The sequence below is a fragment of the Desulfoluna sp. CYM3A genome (genome assembly GCF_056829965.1).
The window spans coordinates 1,642,839-1,658,549 of sequence record NZ_CP186556.1; the positions used below are offsets into that span (position 1 = coordinate 1,642,839).

Consider the following 15,711-nt stretch of genomic DNA (forward strand, 5'->3'; position numbering starts at 1 on the left):
GGCAAAGGCGGGGGTGACCGAGGCAATCTCATGGATAGCTTCGGCCGATGGGGGCGCTCATGTTGGTCCCCATGCGCCGTGCGATCTCGCAGGTGATCTCCCAATCCGAGGGCACGCCCTCAGGGCCGTCCACGGCTTTGCGCACGCGCTGCACGCGCCTTTCGGTGTTGGTGAAGGTGCCGTCTTTTTCCGCAAAGCAGAGGGCTGGGAGCGCACCACATCGGCGGCCTGGGCAGTCTCGGTCATAAAGATGTCCTGGACCACGAGGAAATCAAGATTGTGGAATGCTTTTTCCGCATGGTTCAGATCCGCTTCAGACACAAGGGGGTTTTCCCCGATCACATAAAGGGCCTTTAAACTCCCTTTGATGGCTTCGTCCACCATCTCTGTTGCGGTGAGGCCCGGCGTGCGGGAGAGGCCGGTGACGCTCCAGGCTTTTTCCATGGCAAGGGCGTGGGCTTCGTCGTGGACCTTTCGGTAGCCGGGGTAGACGTCGGGCAGGCCTCCCATGTCGCAGGCACCCTGGACGTTGTTCTGTCCGCGCAGGGGGTTAACCCCGCCGCCTTCGATGCCGACGTTGCCGCAGACCATAGCCAGGTTGGCCAGGGCCTTTACGTTGTCCGTGCCCGTGGTGTGCTGGGTGATGCCCATGCAGTAGAGGATGCTCCCTTTTTCCATGCCTGCGTAGACCAGGGCCGCCTGGACAAGCTGTTCTGCGGGAATCCCGGTGAGTTCTTTGACGTGTTCCGGGGTATAGGGGGCCACGGCCTCCCGTAAGGCGTCGATGCCTTCGGTACGCTTTTCGATGTATGCCGCGTCTTCGAGCCCCTCTTCAAGGATCACGCGGATCATGCCGTTGATCCAGGCCAGGTCACTGCCCGGGGCAGGGGCCAGGGAGAGGTGGGCGTGTTTTTTAAGCTCGATCCTCCTGGGATCTGCCACAATGAGCTTGGTTCCCCCGAATTTCACCGCGCGTTTCACGGCCGCGGCGATGACGGGGTGGGTCTCCGTGGTGTTGGAGCCCGCAACAAGGATGACATCCGCCTTCTCGATATCCGAGATGGGGTTTGTCATGGCACCGCTTCCGAATGCGGCGGCCAGACCGGCCACCGTAGAGGAATGTCATAATCGTGCGCAGTGATCTAAGTTGTTCGTTTTCAACACGGTGCGGGCAAATTTCTGTGCCACGTAGTTCTCTTCGTTGGTGATGCGGGCCGAGGTGAGGACCCTGCGGCATCGCCGTGGGCCTCAGAGATCTCTTTGAGGCGCCTGGCTGTGAGATCCAGAGCCTCGGTCCAAGTGGCTTCCCGGAATGTTCCGTTTTCTTTAATGAGGGGCGTGGTGAGGCGTTCATCCGAACCGATGAAGTCAAAGCCGTAGCGTCCCTTGACGCAGAGGCTCCCAAAGTTGGGCGCGCTCTCTTCGGACCCGGTGATGCGGGTGACCTTACCTGCTTTGGCGTGGATATCGATCTGGCATCCCACCCCGCAGTAACCGCAGGTTGATCGCGTTTTTGTCTCGTCCCAGGGCTTTCCTCTGTAGACCACATTCTTCTCGGTTAAGGCGCCCACGGGGCAGGCCTGGACGCAGGACCCGCAGAAGACGCAGGACGAGTCCTTCAGGGGCTGGTCGATGCCCGCCACGATTTTGGCCCCAATGCCCCTGAAGCCCAGGTCAATGGCTTCGTTGACCTGGACGTCGTTGCAGGCCTGGACGCAGGATCCGCAGAGAATGCATTTGTTGAAGTCCCGGATGATGAAGGGGTTGACCTCTTCAATGCCGTGGGGGGATTTGTGGGCGGAAAACGTTTGTTTTAGGGGCTCCTTGGGCATGAAGCGGGTCTTGTCGGCTTCCATGTCCGTGGCGTAGCGCCTCAGGTCGCACCCTGATACATCCTGGCAGCCGCATTCAAGGCAGCGCCCGGTTTCAGCCAGGAGGTTCTCTTCGGTGAATCCCAGCTCCACCTCGGTGAAGCTCTCCGCCCGGGTCTCGGGGTCGGCTTTTTCGATGCGGCGGCGGGGAAGGAGGGGTTTTCCCTTGAGGTCGTCGGCGGAAAGGGCCCCGAAGTCTTCCTTTTTCACGTGAAAGCCCAGGCGGTCTTCGGCCTTGGCTGCGCGTCCTGAGAGGAGGCGGTCCATGGCAAAGGCGGCTTTGCGGCCGTGGGCCACCGCCTCGATGATGACGCTGGGACCGGTGACGGCGTCGCCCCCGGCGTAGACCCCTTCCATGTTGGTGGAGAAGAGGGCGCCGTCTGCGTCGATGGAGTTCCACCGGGTGAGGCCGATACCGCCAAGGAAGTCCGTGACCACCTTCTGGCCGATGGCTTCGATGACATGGTCGGCGTGTTCGGTGTACTCGCTGTCTTTCATGACAACGGGGCGTCGTCGGCCGCTGGCGTCGGGTTCACCGAGTTCCATCTTCACGAAGGTGACCCCGTTAAGGCGTCCGTGTTCCCCTGTGTAGGCCACGGGGTTGGTGAGGATGCGGATTTCGATTTTTTCTTCTTTGGCGTCCTCGATCTCCTCGATGGCTGCGGGCATCTCTTTTTCGGTGCGGCGGTAGATGATGGTTACCTTGTCCGCGCCGTAGCGCAGGGCGGTCCTGGCCGCGTCGATGGCTGTGTTGCCGCCGCCCACCACAAAGACGTTTCCGCTGAGTTTTTTGGCCGTGCCCAGGTTGACCTCCCGGAGAAAGTCCACACCCTGCATGACCCCGGAAAGGTCGCCGCCGGTGGTGCCCATGGACGAGCCCACCTGGGCCCCGTGGCCGATGAAGACGGCGTCGAAATCTTCCCGCAGCTCAGCAAGGGTAAAATCGCGGCCCAGGGCCACGTTGTAGCGCACCTCCACGCCCATGGCGAAGATGGCGTCGATTTCGGCCCGAAGGTCTTTTTTGGGAAGGCGGTACTCGGGGATGCCGTAACGCATCATGCCGCCGGGCTCGGGCATGGCCTCGAACATGATCACCCGGTGTCCGGCAAGGCGCAGGAAGTAGGCGGCGGAGAGCCCGGCAGGGCCGGTGCCGATGATGGCCACGGAGCGGCCCGTGGCCTTGCCCGGCTCAGGGACGTAGATATCGCCCAAGGCCAGCTCACGGTCGGCCACAAAACGTTTGATGTTTTTGATGTCCACGGGCTCGTCCATGAGGTTCCGGCGGCAGGCGCTTTCACAGGGCTTGGCGCACACCCTGCCGCAGACGATGGGCAGGGGGTTGGTCTCCTTCATGAGCTTGACCGCCTCTTTGTAGAGGCCGCGCTTGGCAAGGGCCACATAGCCCTGGATGTCCACGTTGGCCGGGCAGGCCAGGCGGCAGGGGGCGTAGCAGTCGGCCGTGTGGCGACCGAGGAGGAGCTCCAGGTTGGTCTTCCGGGATCGTTTGACCGCATCGGTTTCGGTGCGGACCACCATGCCGTCGGCAACGGGGGTGGCGCAGGTGCGTCGAAGGGCGGGGGCGCCTTCCACTTCGGCCACGCAGAGGGAACAGGCCCCGAAGGGAGCGGTCTTCTCCACATGGCAAAGGGTTGGGATATCGGCAATGCGGTGCTCTCGGATTACATCGAGCAGGGTCTTGGACTCATCGGCTTCTACGTGGACGCCGTTGATGGTTAACTTGGCCATACATCACTCCGTGCCGGAAGGTCTCGGACCGGCGGAAACATTCAGGTAACAAATGGGTATATAAACGAATGGGCGTCATCCGCAAGGGGTGACGCCCCGGTCTGTCGTTTGGTGCGATGGGCTTCCACAAGGGGCACGCAGCCCCGGGCACGGAATCATCTGTTGAATTCCTGAACCGGGGTTTTGGGGCCGAACAGCGGCCACCTGTGAGCACCAGATCGCTTCTATATTCTGTGTTGAAGACCCACAGCCTACATGAAACCGCCTCCTGCGGCAAGGCGCAGGAGGTCGGTTTCTGAAGGTCATGGGTTGAGGGGCATGGGGCTTCGGTTTTTTCTACCTGTCACCTGGAAGGTCTCAGGTTTCTCCCAGGCCTCCGGGAGCCGGGGCGATGCGCACCGCGCACACCTTGAACTCCGGGATTTTGGAAACCGGGTCCAGCTTGGCGTTGGTCAGGCGGTTGGCGGCAGCCTCGGCAAAGTGGAAGGGGATAAAGACCGTCCCTTTGCCCATGCGGCGGCTGACCTTGACCTTGGCGGTGATCTCTCCCCGCCGGGAGGTGATGGTGGCCATGGTGCCGTCGGCAAGGCCGAGGGCCTTGGCGTCGGTGCCCTCCATCTCCACGAAGCACTCCGGTGAGCGTTCGTTGAGCCCCTTGGATTTCCGGGTCATGGTGCCGGTGGTGGTGGGTGAAGGACCCGGCCGGTGGTCAGGGCCAGGGGATACTCCTCGTCCGTGACCTCGGCCGGAGGTGTCCACGCGATGGGGTGGAAGGTGCCTTTGCCCTTGGCAAAGGTCCCGACGTGGAGGCGGGGGGTGCCCGGGTGGTCTGCCGTGGGGCAGGGCCAGGGGATGCCCTCCTTTTCGATGCGGGGGTAGGAGAGGCCGGAGAAGGTCGGGGTTACGGTTGCCAGCTCGCTGAAAATGGCTTCGGCGGACCCAAAGCCCATCTCCTCTCCCATGCGGCGGGCGATGTTGCAGATGATCTGCCAGTCTGTGGAGACCCCTTGGGGGCCGTCCACGGCTTTGTGCACCCGCTGCACGCGGCGTTCCGTGTTGGTGAAGGTCCCCTCTTTTTCGGCAAAGCACAGGGCCGGAAGGACCACGTCGGCGGCCCGGGCGGTTTCGGACATGAAGATGTCCTGGACCACGAGGAACTCCAGGTTGCCGAATCCTTTTTCCGTGTGGGTGAGGTCGGCTTCGGAGACCAGGGGGTTTTCGCCGATGACGTACAGGGCCTTGAGGTCGCCCTTGATGGCCGCGTCCACCATCTCCGTGGCGGTGAGGCCGGGGGTGCGGGAGAGGCCGGTGACGCCCCAGGCTTTCTCCATGGTCTGGGCATGGGCCTCTTCATGGACTTTTCTGTAGCCGGGGTAGACGTCGGGCAGGCCCCCCATGTCGCAGGCGCCCTGCACGTTGTTCTGGCCGCGCAGCGGGTTGACCCCGCCGCCTTCAATACCCACGTTGCCGCAGAGCATGGCCAGGTTGGCCAGGGCTTTTACGGCATCGGTGCCGTTGACGTGCTGGGTGATGCCCATGCAATAGAGGATGGAGCCCTTTTCCGCCCCGGCGTAGAGACGCGCCGCGGCAACCAGGGTCTCTTTGGGGATGCCCGTAATGGTTTCCACGTAGTCCGGGGTGAAAGGAGCCACGGATTTGGCCATGGCGTCGAAGCCCTCGGTGCGCTCCAGGATGTATCGCTTGTCCTGAAGTCCTTCCTCAAGGATCACGTGGATCATGCCGTTGATCCATGCAATATCACCGCCGGGCCTGGGGGCCATGGAGAGGTGGGCGTGTTGTTTCAAGGTGATCTCGCGGGGGTCTGCCACAATGAGCTTTTTCCCGCCGAATTTGGCGGCCCGTTTCACGGCCGCCGCGATGACGGGGTGGGTCTCCGTGGTGTTGGAACCCGTCACGAGGATCACATCGGCCTTCTCGATATCCGAGATGGGGTTTGTCATGGCACCGCTGCCTAAGGAGGCGGCCAGACCGGCCACCGTGGAGCTGTGTCATAATCGTGCGCAGTGATCGATGTTGTTCGTTTTCAGCACCGTGCGGGTGAACTTCTGGGCCACGTAGTTCTCTTCATTGGTGATGCGGGCGGACGTGAGGACCCCCACGGCATCGGCGTGGGCACCGGCGATCTCTTTGAGGCGCCTGGCCGTAAGGTCCAAAGCCTCGTCCCAGGAGGCCTCCCGGAACGCTCCGTCCTCTTTGATGAGGGGGGTGGTGAGGCGACGATCCGAGGCGATGAAGTCAAACCCGTACCGCCCCTTGACGCAGAGGCTCCCGAAGTTGGGGGCGGCGTCTTCGCAGCCGGTGACGTGCCAGACCCGGTTGTTTTTGACGTGGAGGTTCACCTGGCAGCCCACCCCGCAGTAGGAGCAGGTGGTCCGGACGGCATCGGTCTCTGAGAGGCGCGGCACCATGCGGGCGTCCCTGGGCACCAGGGCCGCCACCGGGCAGGCCTGGACGCACTCCCCGCAGAAGACGCAGTCCGAGTCCTTCAGGGGCAGGTCGCCTTTGGTGATGATCTTGGTGCGGGCGCCCCGGTAGCCGAAGTCGATGGCCTCGTTCACCTGGACCTCGTTGCAGGCCTGGACGCAGCGCCCACAGAGGATGCACTTGGAAAAATCCCTCAGGATAAAGGGGTTCACCGCTTCCATGGGGTAGGTGACCCCGGTGTCTTTAAAAGCGGTCCCCTTGACCTTGTAACGGAAGGCGAGCTCCTGGAGGCGGCAGGCGCCGGATGAGGGGCATACCAGGCAGTCGTCGTGGCGGCCCGAGGAGAGCATCAGCTCAATGGTCATGCGCCGTGAGCGGATGATCTCGGGGGTCTCGGTGCGCACCGTCATGCCGTCTTCCACCGGAACGGTGCAGGCGGTCAGGAGGGTGCGGGCGCCTTTGACCTCCACCATGCAGATGCGGCAGGCCCCGGTGGGTGTGCTCCCCTTGAGGTGGCAGAGGGTGGGGATATCAATGTGGTTGCGTCGGGCAACGTCAAGGATGGTCTCTCCCTCGGAAAAGGGAAGGGGGGTCTCGTCAATGACGACTCTCTTCTCTTTGTGTTCCATCTCCAAAAATCTCACCTTCTGTTATGCATTAATCGATGGCGTCAAAGGGGCATTTGTCGTAGCAGCTCATGCACTGCACGCATTTGTCCGTGTCGATGACGGCCACCTCTTTTTTCTGCCAGGCAATGGCATCTGCCGGGCAGGCCTTGTAACAGAGACCGCATTTCTTGCACTTGTCGGGGTCCACGGTGAACTTGAGGAGAGCCTGGCAGGTTTTTGCCGGGCAGCGCTTTTCGAAGATGTGGGCCTTGTACTCGTCCATGAAGAAACGCATGGTGGAGAGCACGGGGTTGGCGGCGGTCTGGCCGAGACCGCAGAGGGCAGAGTTGCTGGCCACTTCGCTGAGTTCTTCCAGGGCTTTGAGGTCGCTCTCCTCCCCCTTACCTTCGCAGATTTTTTCCAGTATCTCAAGGATCCTGCGGGTGCCCTCCCGGCACGGGGTGCATTTGCCGCAGGACTCCTCCTGGATGAAATCCATGAAGAAGCGGGCCATGTCCACCATGCAGGTGCGGTCGTCCATGACGATGGCGCCGCCCGAGCCCATGATGGCTCCCACCTTGGCGATCTCTTCATAGTCGATGGGGGTGTCCAGATGCTGCTCGGGAACGCAGCCGCCGGAGGGGCCGCCCAGCTGGACCGCCTTAAACTTGCGCTTGTTGGGGATGCCGCCGCCGATGTCGTAGACCAGGGTGCGGATGGGAAGGCCCATGGGTACTTCCACGAGGCCGATGTTGTTGACATCGCCGGAGAGGGCAAAGACCTTGGTCCCTTTGCTCTTTTCCGTGCCCACAGAGGCGTACCATTCGCCCCCTTTCATGATGATCTGGGGCACGTTGGCGAAGGTCTCCACGTTGTTCAAGATGGTGGGCTTGTCCCAGAGGCCTTTCTGGGCGGGGAAGGGCGGACGGGGGCGGGGCATGCCGCGTTTGCCCTCGATGGAGCGCATCAGGGCGGTCTCCTCGCCGCAGACAAAGGCGCCTGCACCCTGGTAAATTTCGATGTCGAAGTTGAATCCCGATCCCAGGATATCGTCTCCCAGCAGGCCGTACTCCTTGGCCTGGGCAATGGCGATCTCCAGGCGGTGGATGGCCAGCTGGTACTCGGTGCGGCAGTAGATGTAACCCTTGCTGGCGCCGATGGCCTTGGCCGCGATGGTCATCCCTTCCAGGACCACGTGGGGGTCGGATTCCAGGATGCTTCGATCCATAAAGGCACCCGGGTCCCCTTCGTCGGCGTTGCAGAGGACGTATTTTTCATCCCCGATGCTGGAGTTGGCGAATTTCCACTTAAGGCCCGTGGGGAAACCGGCGCCTCCGCGGCCCCTGAGGCCTGAGGTGAGCATCTCTTCGATGATCTCCTCGGGTTTCATTTCGTTCAGGGCCTTGGCCGAACCAAAGTATCCCTCCCGTGCGATGTATTCGTCGATGACCTCCGGGTCGATGGCCCCTTTGTTTTTCATGGCCCGGTAGACCTGGTTGGAGAAGAAGGGGATGTCGTCGATATGGGGGATCTTCTCCTTGCTCATGTGCTCTTTGAAGAAGAGACGGGGGACGGGGCGGCCTTTGAGGAAGTGCTCCTCCACCAGCTCGGGGACGTCGTCCACGGACAGTTTCTGGTAGAAAATTCCTTCGGGTTGAACCAGCATCACGGGGCCCACGGCGCAGAAGCCGTTGCAGCCGGTCTCCACCACTTTTATTTCGTCTGCGAGCCCGCGGTTGATCAGCTCGGCGTTGAGCGCTTCCTGGAAAGGCTTGCTGCCGGTGGCGTGGCATCCCGTGCCGCCGCACAGCATCAGCTGCATTCTTGTTTTACTCATCTCTTTCTCCTGGGTTGGAATCGCTTGTGAAGGCCCTGGGGCCCTTGTGGACGTTTGCCTTCACGGTATGGATGACAGGGGCGTCATGCAGTTTGGGTTTTGGCCTGTCGTCGGCAGGGGCTGCCCGGTCAGGCCGTTCGAGGCGATACGGTTACTTGTATTCCTCCAAGATTCCCGTGACATCTTTGGGGTCAACGTTGCCGTGGATGTCCTCATTGACGATCATGACAGGGGCCAGGCCGCAGGCACCCAGGCAGCGGACACCCTCCAGGGTGAAACGGCGGTCCTCCATGGTTTCGCCTTCGGAAACACCGTATTTGTTGCCGATATGGTTCATGACCTCCTTGATGCCTTTGACATAACATGCTGTGCCGGTGCAGGCTTTGATGATGTTTCGCCCTTTGGGTTTCAGGGAGAAAAGAGAGTAAAACGTGGCCACACCGAAAACCTGGCTCGATGCCAGGCCCAGGCCCTGGGCAATGTAATCAAGAAGGATGGGTGGAAGGTAGCCTACGGTATCCTGGCAGAGGCGCAGGACGGTGATAAGCGAACCGGGAACGGGGCTGTTCTCATCAAGGATGGTGTCGATGCGGGTCCACATCTCAGCGGTGATATCCGGATGCTCGGGATGGTGATCCATAGCCATGGGCAAGTCTCCAAGCCGAAGAACCGTGCTCTTCGATTACGTGTGATTTAGTAAGGTTGTCATACGATGACTGTGGTTTACGGTATGAACGCCGTTCAGGGCGTTCAATGTCATTTATTATGTATCATTAAAGATGAATAATTGCTTGTCGAGGAGAATGCAAGGGAAAATTGGAATTGGCATTAGAAATTGAATACCTTCCGGGGAATTACTTTCCATTGACAGTGGTAGGTCAATGAAATATAGGATGAAAGGTCATTCCTCCGGACCTGTTGCGCCTGACCGTCCTTCTTTTTTGTTCTGTTAGTGAATGATCCGATTGAGATGCCGGGGGGCCTCTTGTCTTCCCTCTGCCGGCCTGGACTTGACTGCTGTTTCAAGGTGAAACGGCGTTTAATATGGGCATCCCGGTTTATCGGGGTGTCTCCCACGACAGATCAACCGGGGTCGAACCATGAAACTTGCCGATATCGTCGATGTGCTGGATGCGACACTGCTTTCGGGCGAGCAGCATCTGGACAGGGAGTTTGAGATTTGCCGGGGCAGCGACCTCATGAGCGACATCCTGGCCTATTTTGCGGACGGGGGCGTTGTACTGACGGGCCTGCCCACGAAGCAGGCCGTGCGCACCGCCGCCGTGTCCGGCGTGGGGGGCCTCGTGTTCGTTCGTGGCAAGCAGCCCGCAGGAGACGTGGTGGCCCTGGCGCAAAAAGAGGAGATTCCCTTGATGATCACCCGGCTTTCCATGTTTGTGGCCTGCGGCAGGCTCTACTCAAGCGGCATGGCGGGGCACAACGGGGAGCGATAGATCTACGCCGGATATTTCAGAAATCTGAATTTTTTCGGGTAACAGCTTGTAATGATATCGTATTGTCTTGATGTGGCCGTTTTCTCATGAACTATTCGGGCTGCAGTGTTTGCAATTGGGGCCGGGCCTGCCTGGGAAAGGCGGGATGGGCCGTCCCCGCATGTGTTTTCGAGGGTGTGTCATAGATGAAGGCTTTTTTGGAGTTATGCAACTATGAATCGACTCAGACGGACCTATGCGGTGCGGTACGGGGATTTCAACCACGCCGGTGAAGCGTCCATCCATGTGAAGAACACGTTGAAGTCTCTGAATTTCCGCCCGGAGCTGGTCAGGCGGGTCTCCATCTGCGGGTATGAGGCGGAGATGAACCTGGTGATGCACGGGGGAGACGGGGTGCTGAAGGTGGTGATTTCGCCCCAGGAGATCCGGCTGGATGTGGAGGACTCGGGGCCGGGGATCGAAAATACCGAGCTGGCCATGCAGGAGGGATACTCCACGGCCAGCGACGCCTTTCGCGAAATGGGATTTGGCGCCGGCATGGGGTTGCCCAACATGAAGCGAAACTCCGACGACATTGTGGTAGACTCCGTGCCGGGCCGGGGGACGGCCGTGACCATGCGGTTCACCGTCGGCGGAGGAGAACCATGAGCACCGAACATGCCGGGGCCGCGGGTTGCTACGTCAGCTTTGATGTGACGTTGTGCGACGGGTGCACACGGTGCGTCAGGGGGTGCCCCACCAAGGCCCTGCGCGTCCGGAACGGCAAGGTCGTGCACAAGCAGGAGGCGTGCATCGGCTGCGGCAACTGCCTGAGGATCTGCCCCATGGGCGCCGTCCGTGCCGCCACCACCGAGCTGACGAGACTGAAAAAGAGCCACATCTCCGTGGCCCTTGTGACACCCATCCTCTACGCCCAGTTTCCCGGCGTCCTCCCCAAAGATATCTTAAAGGGCCTCAAGCGCCTCGGGTTTCACCACACCGTGGACATGTCCTATTTTTTCGAGATGTTCCAGTTTGCCACTGAAGAGTTTGTCCGTCAGAACCGGCGCACCGGAGAGGCTCCCTGGCCCCTGATTTCGCCTGTCTGCCCCGTGGTGCTGCGCCTGATCCACGCCCGCTTTCCGAGCCTGATCCCCCACATCCATCCCATCAAGCGCCCCGTGGCCATCATGGCCAAAAAGGTGACCCGCATCCTGAGCAAGCACTACGGGGTCAACGAGGGGTTTATCAACATGGTCTACATCAACCCCTGCCCCACGAAAAAGGGGGACGACCCCGCGCTGCCGGATCAGAGCTTTACCAATGACGGCCCATACGCTATGGGTATCTGTGATATCTATTCCCGACTGGCAAAAGAGGTGGAACATGTGCGAAACATCGAGGCCATCCCCATGGCCTTTGCCAGTTACGAATTCGAGCAGTGCACCTCCGGCGACGGCCTTCTCTGGGGCATGAGCGGGGGGGAGACCGTGGCCTCGGATATCGAAAAATCCCTGTCTGTTTCCGGGCTGGAAGAGACCGTGAGCATGCTTGAGAAAATTGAGATGGGCCTGTTTCGCGACACGGAGTACATTGAGCTTCGCGCCTGCACCGAAGGGTGCATCGGCGGTGCCCTGGCAGCCATCGATAAATACCTGGCCAAGAGCGCCAGCCTCCGGATGATTAACCTTCTGGGTACGGGCAAGCGCCTCAACCGGGATCGCATCAACAGGCTCTACGAAAAAGAGTGGTTTTTTTCCAAGCGTTCGGAGCAGAAGGGGAGCGAAGGGGACGGGTTTACCGGCACCCCCTTTACCATTGAGGAGATGCGAAAGATCGACGGGTTGATCCAGCTGATCAACGGCCGGGACTGCGCTGCCTGCGGCGCCCCGGACTGTCGCACCTTTGCAGAGGACGTGGTGCGTGGTGAAGTGCCCGTGGATGCCTGCCTGCTGCTCCGGGCCAGGGGCATGACAGGCGAGCAGGTGATGACATTTATCAACAGCAAGGAGTGCGGGCATGCGTGTCAGGGACTTGGTTGAACGATACGGCCTGGAAGTTGTGGCCGGAGAAAAAGGATTGGACCGGGAGGTTCGGTTCGGATATTGCGGCGACCTGTTAAGTGAAGTGATCGCCCACGCAGGCCAGGCCTCGGTCTGGATCACCGTGCAGGGGCACCAGAACATCGTGGCCGTGGCTGTTCTCCGTGAGTTTGCGGCGGTGGTCATCGCCTCGGGAAATGCCCCCGACAAAGAGACCTGTGCCAAGGCCGAAGCCGAAGGGATCCCGCTTCTCACCTGGAAGGGCAATGCCTACGAGCTTGCCGGACAACTTTACAGCGAAGGGCTCGGCTGCCCATGAGGCGCGTAACCGCCGACCTGCATATCCACACCTGCCTGTCGCCCTGTGGGGATCTCTCCATGGATCCCAAGCGGGTGGTGGACAGGGCCCTTCAGGCAGGGCTCGACCTCATCGCCATCTGCGATCACAACAGCACAGGCAATTGCGCCGCCGTGATGGAGGCTGCCCGGGGAAAAAAACTCTGCGTGCTTCCCGGCTGCGAGATCTGCACGGCCGAAGAGGTCCATGTGGTGGCTTTGTTTGAAGGCCTTGAAGAGGCCCGCGGGTTTCAGGGGTACCTGGATGCCCACCTGTCGGGGACCAACACCCCGGAGGTGTTCGGGTACCAGATTGAAGCCGACGCCGAGGGCCGGTTTATCGAGGAGTGCACCGATTTGCTCATGGGCGCCCTGGACCAGGGGCTAAGGGAGGTGGCGGAGGCGGTGCGAAGATCAGGCGGGCTGGTGATCTGTGCCCACATCGATCGGCCCAGTTTTTCCGTGATCTCCCAGCTCGGTTTTATGCCCCCCGATTTTGCCCCGGACGCCGTGGAGGTGACCCTGCCCGGCATTCACGGAGGCTTTGATCTTGCCCAGGCCGCCGGGTTTCCTGTGGTGACGGCCTCAGATGCCCACTACCCCGAGGATGTGGGGCGCTGGATCACCTTGTTGGACGTGGAAGCACCGGCCTTTGCCGAGCTCTCCATGGCCCTTCGCGGTGAGGCCGGACGGGCCGTGCAAGGCTTTGAAGGGCTGCAAGGTGTGGCGTCATCGTGGAGGTCTGCGTGAGAGAGATCTCCCTGCACATTCTGGACGTGGTGGAAAACGGCATCGCCGCAGGGGGCAACCTCATGACCCTTGTGGTGGACGAGGATGTTGAAAACAACTGGCTGTCCATCACCATGTCGGACAACGGCAAGGGGCTTTCGCCCGAGCAGCAGGCAAAGGTGGCGGATCCCTTTTTTACCTCCCGCACCACCCGGCGCGTGGGCATGGGGCTCTCCCTGCTCCAGGCCGCGGCCGAACGGTGTGACGGGCGTTTTTCCTTTGCCTCCGAGGAGGGAAAAGGCTCCCGTGTTTTCTGCTCCTTTGTGTATGATCATATCGACCGGGCCCCCCTGGGGGATATGGCCATGACCATGGAAGTTCTCATGGCCGGGTACCCGGAGGTGGATTTTCTCTATCGTCACCTGTACAATGGGCGCGAATTTCTGTTTGACACGCGAACCATTCGGCAGGAGCTGGAAGGGATCCCCTTAAATGAACCCGCCGTGCTCAGGCACTTGAAAGCCGGTATCGAAGAGGAACTTGAAACCCTCAGAACTGAACGGGCAGATGATAGATGACGGGCCATGGCCAGGACGCATGGTTCCCTGGCCCCAATGATCTATGATCTGAACCCTATGACCTACATTACCTACGATTATCCTATTGGGAAGGAGACGTTGATATGGCAAAGCTCTCTGTTGCAGACCTCAAAGCACTCAAAGAAAAAGTATCCAAGGATATTTCACTTCGTGAAGGAAAGGCCAGGGTGCTTGTGACGGTGCACATGGGGACCTGCGGCATCGCTTCCGGTGCCCGGGCCGTCATGGATGCCCTGATGGAAGAGATGGACGCGTGCGATCGAAGCGACATCCGCGTTATGGCCGCAGGCTGCCTGGGCATGTGCAGCAGTGAGCCCAACGTCACCGTGGAGATCGACGGGGAACAGCCCGTGGCGTATCAGTTCATGGACGCCAACAAGATGAGGCAGGTGTTTAAGCGCCACGTGATCCTGGGGGAGGTGCAGTCCGATTTTGCCATGGCGACGATGTAGCTTCGGCAAGGGCTTTTCAACGAGAGTTTGCCTCCGGCGGCCCTGCCGGAGACAAACGGACTCGTGACAAGTGACAAGAGAATCCGTCTTCGATGAGGTGCATGAAAGCTTGAGCGAAAACTGGCCGTGCCGCCTTTTTTGGTGGGATGAAGCGACGCAAAGGGCCATTGCCCTTAAAACGCCTTTTCGATCATGGCCTTACCCACCGGGAGGTTGCCCTGGCGGCGATACCGTGCCCGTGGTCGAAGACGATCCCTTCCACGGCTGCCTCGCCCTGCTTCCCGAAATCGGTCACACGGCCTTTTCCTTTGAGGGGGCCTGTGTTGAAGAGGGGAGAGGGAAAGACAACGCGCATGTTGCTCATGGTAAAGCCCGGCCCGAGATACACCCGGGCCGTCCGGTTCATCAATTCGTCCAGTACGGCTACAAGGAGACCGCTTGTAATCAGTTTGCCGTGCCCGCACATGGCATCCGGTATCTGGGCGACTGCGACCACGGCCGACTCTCCGGCGCAGGAGAGCAAGCGGAACCCGCATGGGCCGTGGGCCATGTGGGGCCGATGATTTACCTCGCCGCTGGACGTGTCAAAGGGTTGCATCGTTTTGAGTCCCCTTATTAATAAGGTATGTGAGGCGCATGGTTGCGTCCGCTTTTTTTTGACGGGGTGCGGCAATCAGCTTATGCCTCCGGCGGCCCTGCCGGGCAAACTTTTGAAAAGTTTGACAAACAGGTCTTGAAAGCTTTGGCATGAATTCCAGCGATTTTGACTGTTCTAATTTTTCTGCTCACTCTCTTCGTTTTTTGCGGAGCTTTTTTTCAAAAAAGCGACCCGCCGGAGGCAAGCTGAATGGTTACCACCTGTTTTTATTTCATCCTGTAGGTGTAAGCGATCATCATCTGGTTCCTGTCCTCCATCTGCAGGGCGGCCTCCAGCCCGGCGCAGTCGAGGTTGGCGTTGATGGCCTCCTTGGTCATGCGGACCCCCATGGGGTTCTTTTCGGTCATGGCAACGGACAGCTCCATGGCGGTGTCGATCATCTCCCCTTTGGGGACCACACGGGAGGCAAAGCCCAGGGAGAGGGCGGTGGGGGCATCCATCCAGTTTCCGGTCAAAAGGTATTCATAGGCCCTTCCCGATCCGATGAGCCGGGGTAAAAAGTAGCTGGAGGCCATATCTGCTCCGCCCAGGCCGATGTTGATGTAGGCGGCTGAGAACCGTGCGTTTTCCGCAAGGATCCGGATGTCCGAGGCCATGGCCAGGGAAAACCCGATGCCAGCGGCCGCTCCGTGGACGCAGGCGATAACGGGCTGGGGAATGCGGCGCATGGCAAGGAACAAACGGCTCATGCGGGCCTGGGCGTCGTAGGCCTTCACCGGGGTCATCTTGAAGATCTCCGGGGCATAGGCCTCGGTGTCCAGGCCCGCGCAAAAGCCCTTGGATTCGCCTCCGTCCAGAACAAGGACCGTGGTCTCCTCATCGTGCCGTCGCTCGGCCAGGAAGGTCTCAAAGGCCTCCACTGTCTCTAAGTCAAAGGCGTTGTATTTTTCAGGCCGGTTGAAGGTCAGGCGGCCTATTTTTCCTTCTTTTTTGTAAACAAACGGTTCCATGTGGT

13 protein-coding genes and 2 pseudogenes are annotated in these 15,711 nt (G+C 60.3%); 7 read left to right on the top strand and 8 right to left on the bottom strand.

Annotated features, from left to right (window positions below; translation table 11 throughout):
* Window positions 1-28: 28 nt before the first annotated feature.
* The 6 genes and pseudogenes from ACOYW1_RS08580 to ACOYW1_RS08605 form a co-directional block, all read right to left on the bottom strand.
* A complete protein-coding gene (locus tag ACOYW1_RS08580) occupies window positions 29-154 on the bottom strand; it encodes a hypothetical protein (protein WP_482422468.1) in 126 nt (41 codons plus the stop codon).
* 119 nt (window positions 155-273) lie between these two features.
* Window positions 274-1,074: pseudogene (locus tag ACOYW1_RS08585) on the bottom strand (molybdopterin oxidoreductase family protein); the annotation flags it as partial.
* A gap of 83 nt (window positions 1,075-1,157) precedes the next feature.
* A complete protein-coding gene (locus ACOYW1_RS08590; RefSeq protein ID WP_482422469.1) occupies window positions 1,158-3,617 on the bottom strand; it encodes an FAD-dependent oxidoreductase in 2,460 nt (819 codons plus the stop codon).
* A gap of 357 nt (window positions 3,618-3,974) precedes the next feature.
* Window positions 3,975-6,691, bottom strand: a pseudogene (gene fdhF / locus ACOYW1_RS08595) (formate dehydrogenase subunit alpha).
* Window positions 6,692-6,719: 28 nt separating this feature from the next.
* Window positions 6,720-8,507 (bottom strand): NADH-quinone oxidoreductase subunit NuoF, encoded by a 1,788-nt coding sequence (gene nuoF, locus ACOYW1_RS08600; protein ID WP_482416720.1) that lies wholly within the window; start codon window positions 8,505-8,507, stop codon window positions 6,720-6,722.
* Between the two features lie 151 nt (window positions 8,508-8,658).
* On the bottom strand, window positions 8,659-9,153 hold the full coding sequence (locus tag ACOYW1_RS08605; protein ID WP_180140939.1) for an NADH-quinone oxidoreductase subunit NuoE family protein: 495 nt from the start codon (window positions 9,151-9,153) through the stop codon (window positions 8,659-8,661).
* Window positions 9,154-9,607: 454 nt separating this feature from the next.
* Here ACOYW1_RS08605 and ACOYW1_RS08610 point away from each other — a divergent pair, with 454 nt between their 5' ends.
* The 7 genes from ACOYW1_RS08610 to ACOYW1_RS08640 all read left to right on the top strand — a co-directional run bounded on the left by ACOYW1_RS08610 (window position 9,608) and on the right by ACOYW1_RS08640 (window position 14,098).
* Window positions 9,608-9,961 (top strand): DRTGG domain-containing protein, encoded by a 354-nt coding sequence (locus ACOYW1_RS08610; RefSeq protein WP_482416719.1) that lies wholly within the window; start codon window positions 9,608-9,610, stop codon window positions 9,959-9,961.
* 213 nt (window positions 9,962-10,174) lie between these two features.
* Entirely contained in the window at window positions 10,175-10,609 is a 435-nt protein-coding gene (locus ACOYW1_RS08615; protein WP_180140943.1) for an ATP-binding protein, read from the top strand.
* Complete coding sequence (locus tag ACOYW1_RS08620; RefSeq protein ID WP_482422470.1) at window positions 10,606-11,982, top strand: [Fe-Fe] hydrogenase large subunit C-terminal domain-containing protein; 1,377 nt, start codon at window positions 10,606-10,608, stop codon at window positions 11,980-11,982. The genes ACOYW1_RS08615 and ACOYW1_RS08620 overlap by 4 nt, the downstream gene beginning before the upstream one ends.
* Window positions 11,960-12,301, top strand: coding sequence for a DRTGG domain-containing protein (locus tag ACOYW1_RS08625; protein WP_482416717.1), 342 nt, complete (start codon window positions 11,960-11,962; stop codon window positions 12,299-12,301). The genes ACOYW1_RS08620 and ACOYW1_RS08625 overlap by 23 nt, the downstream gene beginning before the upstream one ends.
* Window positions 12,298-13,068: a PHP domain-containing protein gene (locus ACOYW1_RS08630; RefSeq protein WP_482422471.1), complete on the top strand. Its 771-nt coding sequence runs from the start codon at window positions 12,298-12,300 to the stop codon at window positions 13,066-13,068. The genes ACOYW1_RS08625 and ACOYW1_RS08630 overlap by 4 nt, the downstream gene beginning before the upstream one ends.
* A complete protein-coding gene (locus tag ACOYW1_RS08635; protein WP_482416715.1) occupies window positions 13,065-13,625 on the top strand; it encodes an ATP-binding protein in 561 nt (186 codons plus the stop codon). Before ACOYW1_RS08630 ends, ACOYW1_RS08635 begins: the two co-directional genes overlap by 4 nt.
* Before the next feature lie 104 nt (window positions 13,626-13,729).
* Entirely contained in the window at window positions 13,730-14,098 is a 369-nt protein-coding gene (locus ACOYW1_RS08640; protein WP_180140954.1) for a (2Fe-2S) ferredoxin domain-containing protein, read from the top strand.
* 190 nt (window positions 14,099-14,288) lie between these two features.
* Here ACOYW1_RS08640 and ACOYW1_RS08645 read toward each other — a convergent pair whose 3' ends face one another.
* Together ACOYW1_RS08645 and ACOYW1_RS08650 are read right to left on the bottom strand one after the other, a co-directional pair.
* Window positions 14,289-14,696 (bottom strand): hypothetical protein, encoded by a 408-nt coding sequence (locus tag ACOYW1_RS08645; RefSeq protein ID WP_482422472.1) that lies wholly within the window; start codon window positions 14,694-14,696, stop codon window positions 14,289-14,291.
* Window positions 14,697-14,962: 266 nt separating this feature from the next.
* On the bottom strand, window positions 14,963-15,706 hold the full coding sequence (locus tag ACOYW1_RS08650) for an enoyl-CoA hydratase/isomerase family protein (protein ID WP_482422473.1): 744 nt from the start codon (window positions 15,704-15,706) through the stop codon (window positions 14,963-14,965).
* Between the last annotated feature and the right edge of the window lie 5 nt (window positions 15,707-15,711).

Coding starts and splice junctions, on each gene's coding strand:
- ACOYW1_RS08615 (WP_180140943.1), top strand. CDS start 10,175: ATGAATCGACTCAGACGGACCTATGCGGTGCGGTACGGGGATTTCAAC.
- ACOYW1_RS08650 (WP_482422473.1), bottom strand. CDS start 15,706: ATGGAACCGTTTGTTTACAAAAAAGAAGGAAAAATAGGCCGCCTGACC.
- ACOYW1_RS08620 (WP_482422470.1), top strand. CDS start 10,606: ATGAGCACCGAACATGCCGGGGCCGCGGGTTGCTACGTCAGCTTTGAT.
- nuoF (WP_482416720.1), bottom strand. CDS start 8,507: ATGAGTAAAACAAGAATGCAGCTGATGCTGTGCGGCGGCACGGGATGC.
- ACOYW1_RS08645 (WP_482422472.1), bottom strand. CDS start 14,696: ATGCAACCCTTTGACACGTCCAGCGGCGAGGTAAATCATCGGCCCCAC.
- ACOYW1_RS08630 (WP_482422471.1), top strand. CDS start 12,298: ATGAGGCGCGTAACCGCCGACCTGCATATCCACACCTGCCTGTCGCCC.
- ACOYW1_RS08640 (WP_180140954.1), top strand. CDS start 13,730: ATGGCAAAGCTCTCTGTTGCAGACCTCAAAGCACTCAAAGAAAAAGTA.
- ACOYW1_RS08590 (WP_482422469.1), bottom strand. CDS start 3,617: ATGGCCAAGTTAACCATCAACGGCGTCCACGTAGAAGCCGATGAGTCC.
- ACOYW1_RS08605 (WP_180140939.1), bottom strand. CDS start 9,153: ATGGCTATGGATCACCATCCCGAGCATCCGGATATCACCGCTGAGATG.
- ACOYW1_RS08610 (WP_482416719.1), top strand. CDS start 9,608: ATGAAACTTGCCGATATCGTCGATGTGCTGGATGCGACACTGCTTTCG.
- ACOYW1_RS08625 (WP_482416717.1), top strand. CDS start 11,960: ATGCGTGTCAGGGACTTGGTTGAACGATACGGCCTGGAAGTTGTGGCC.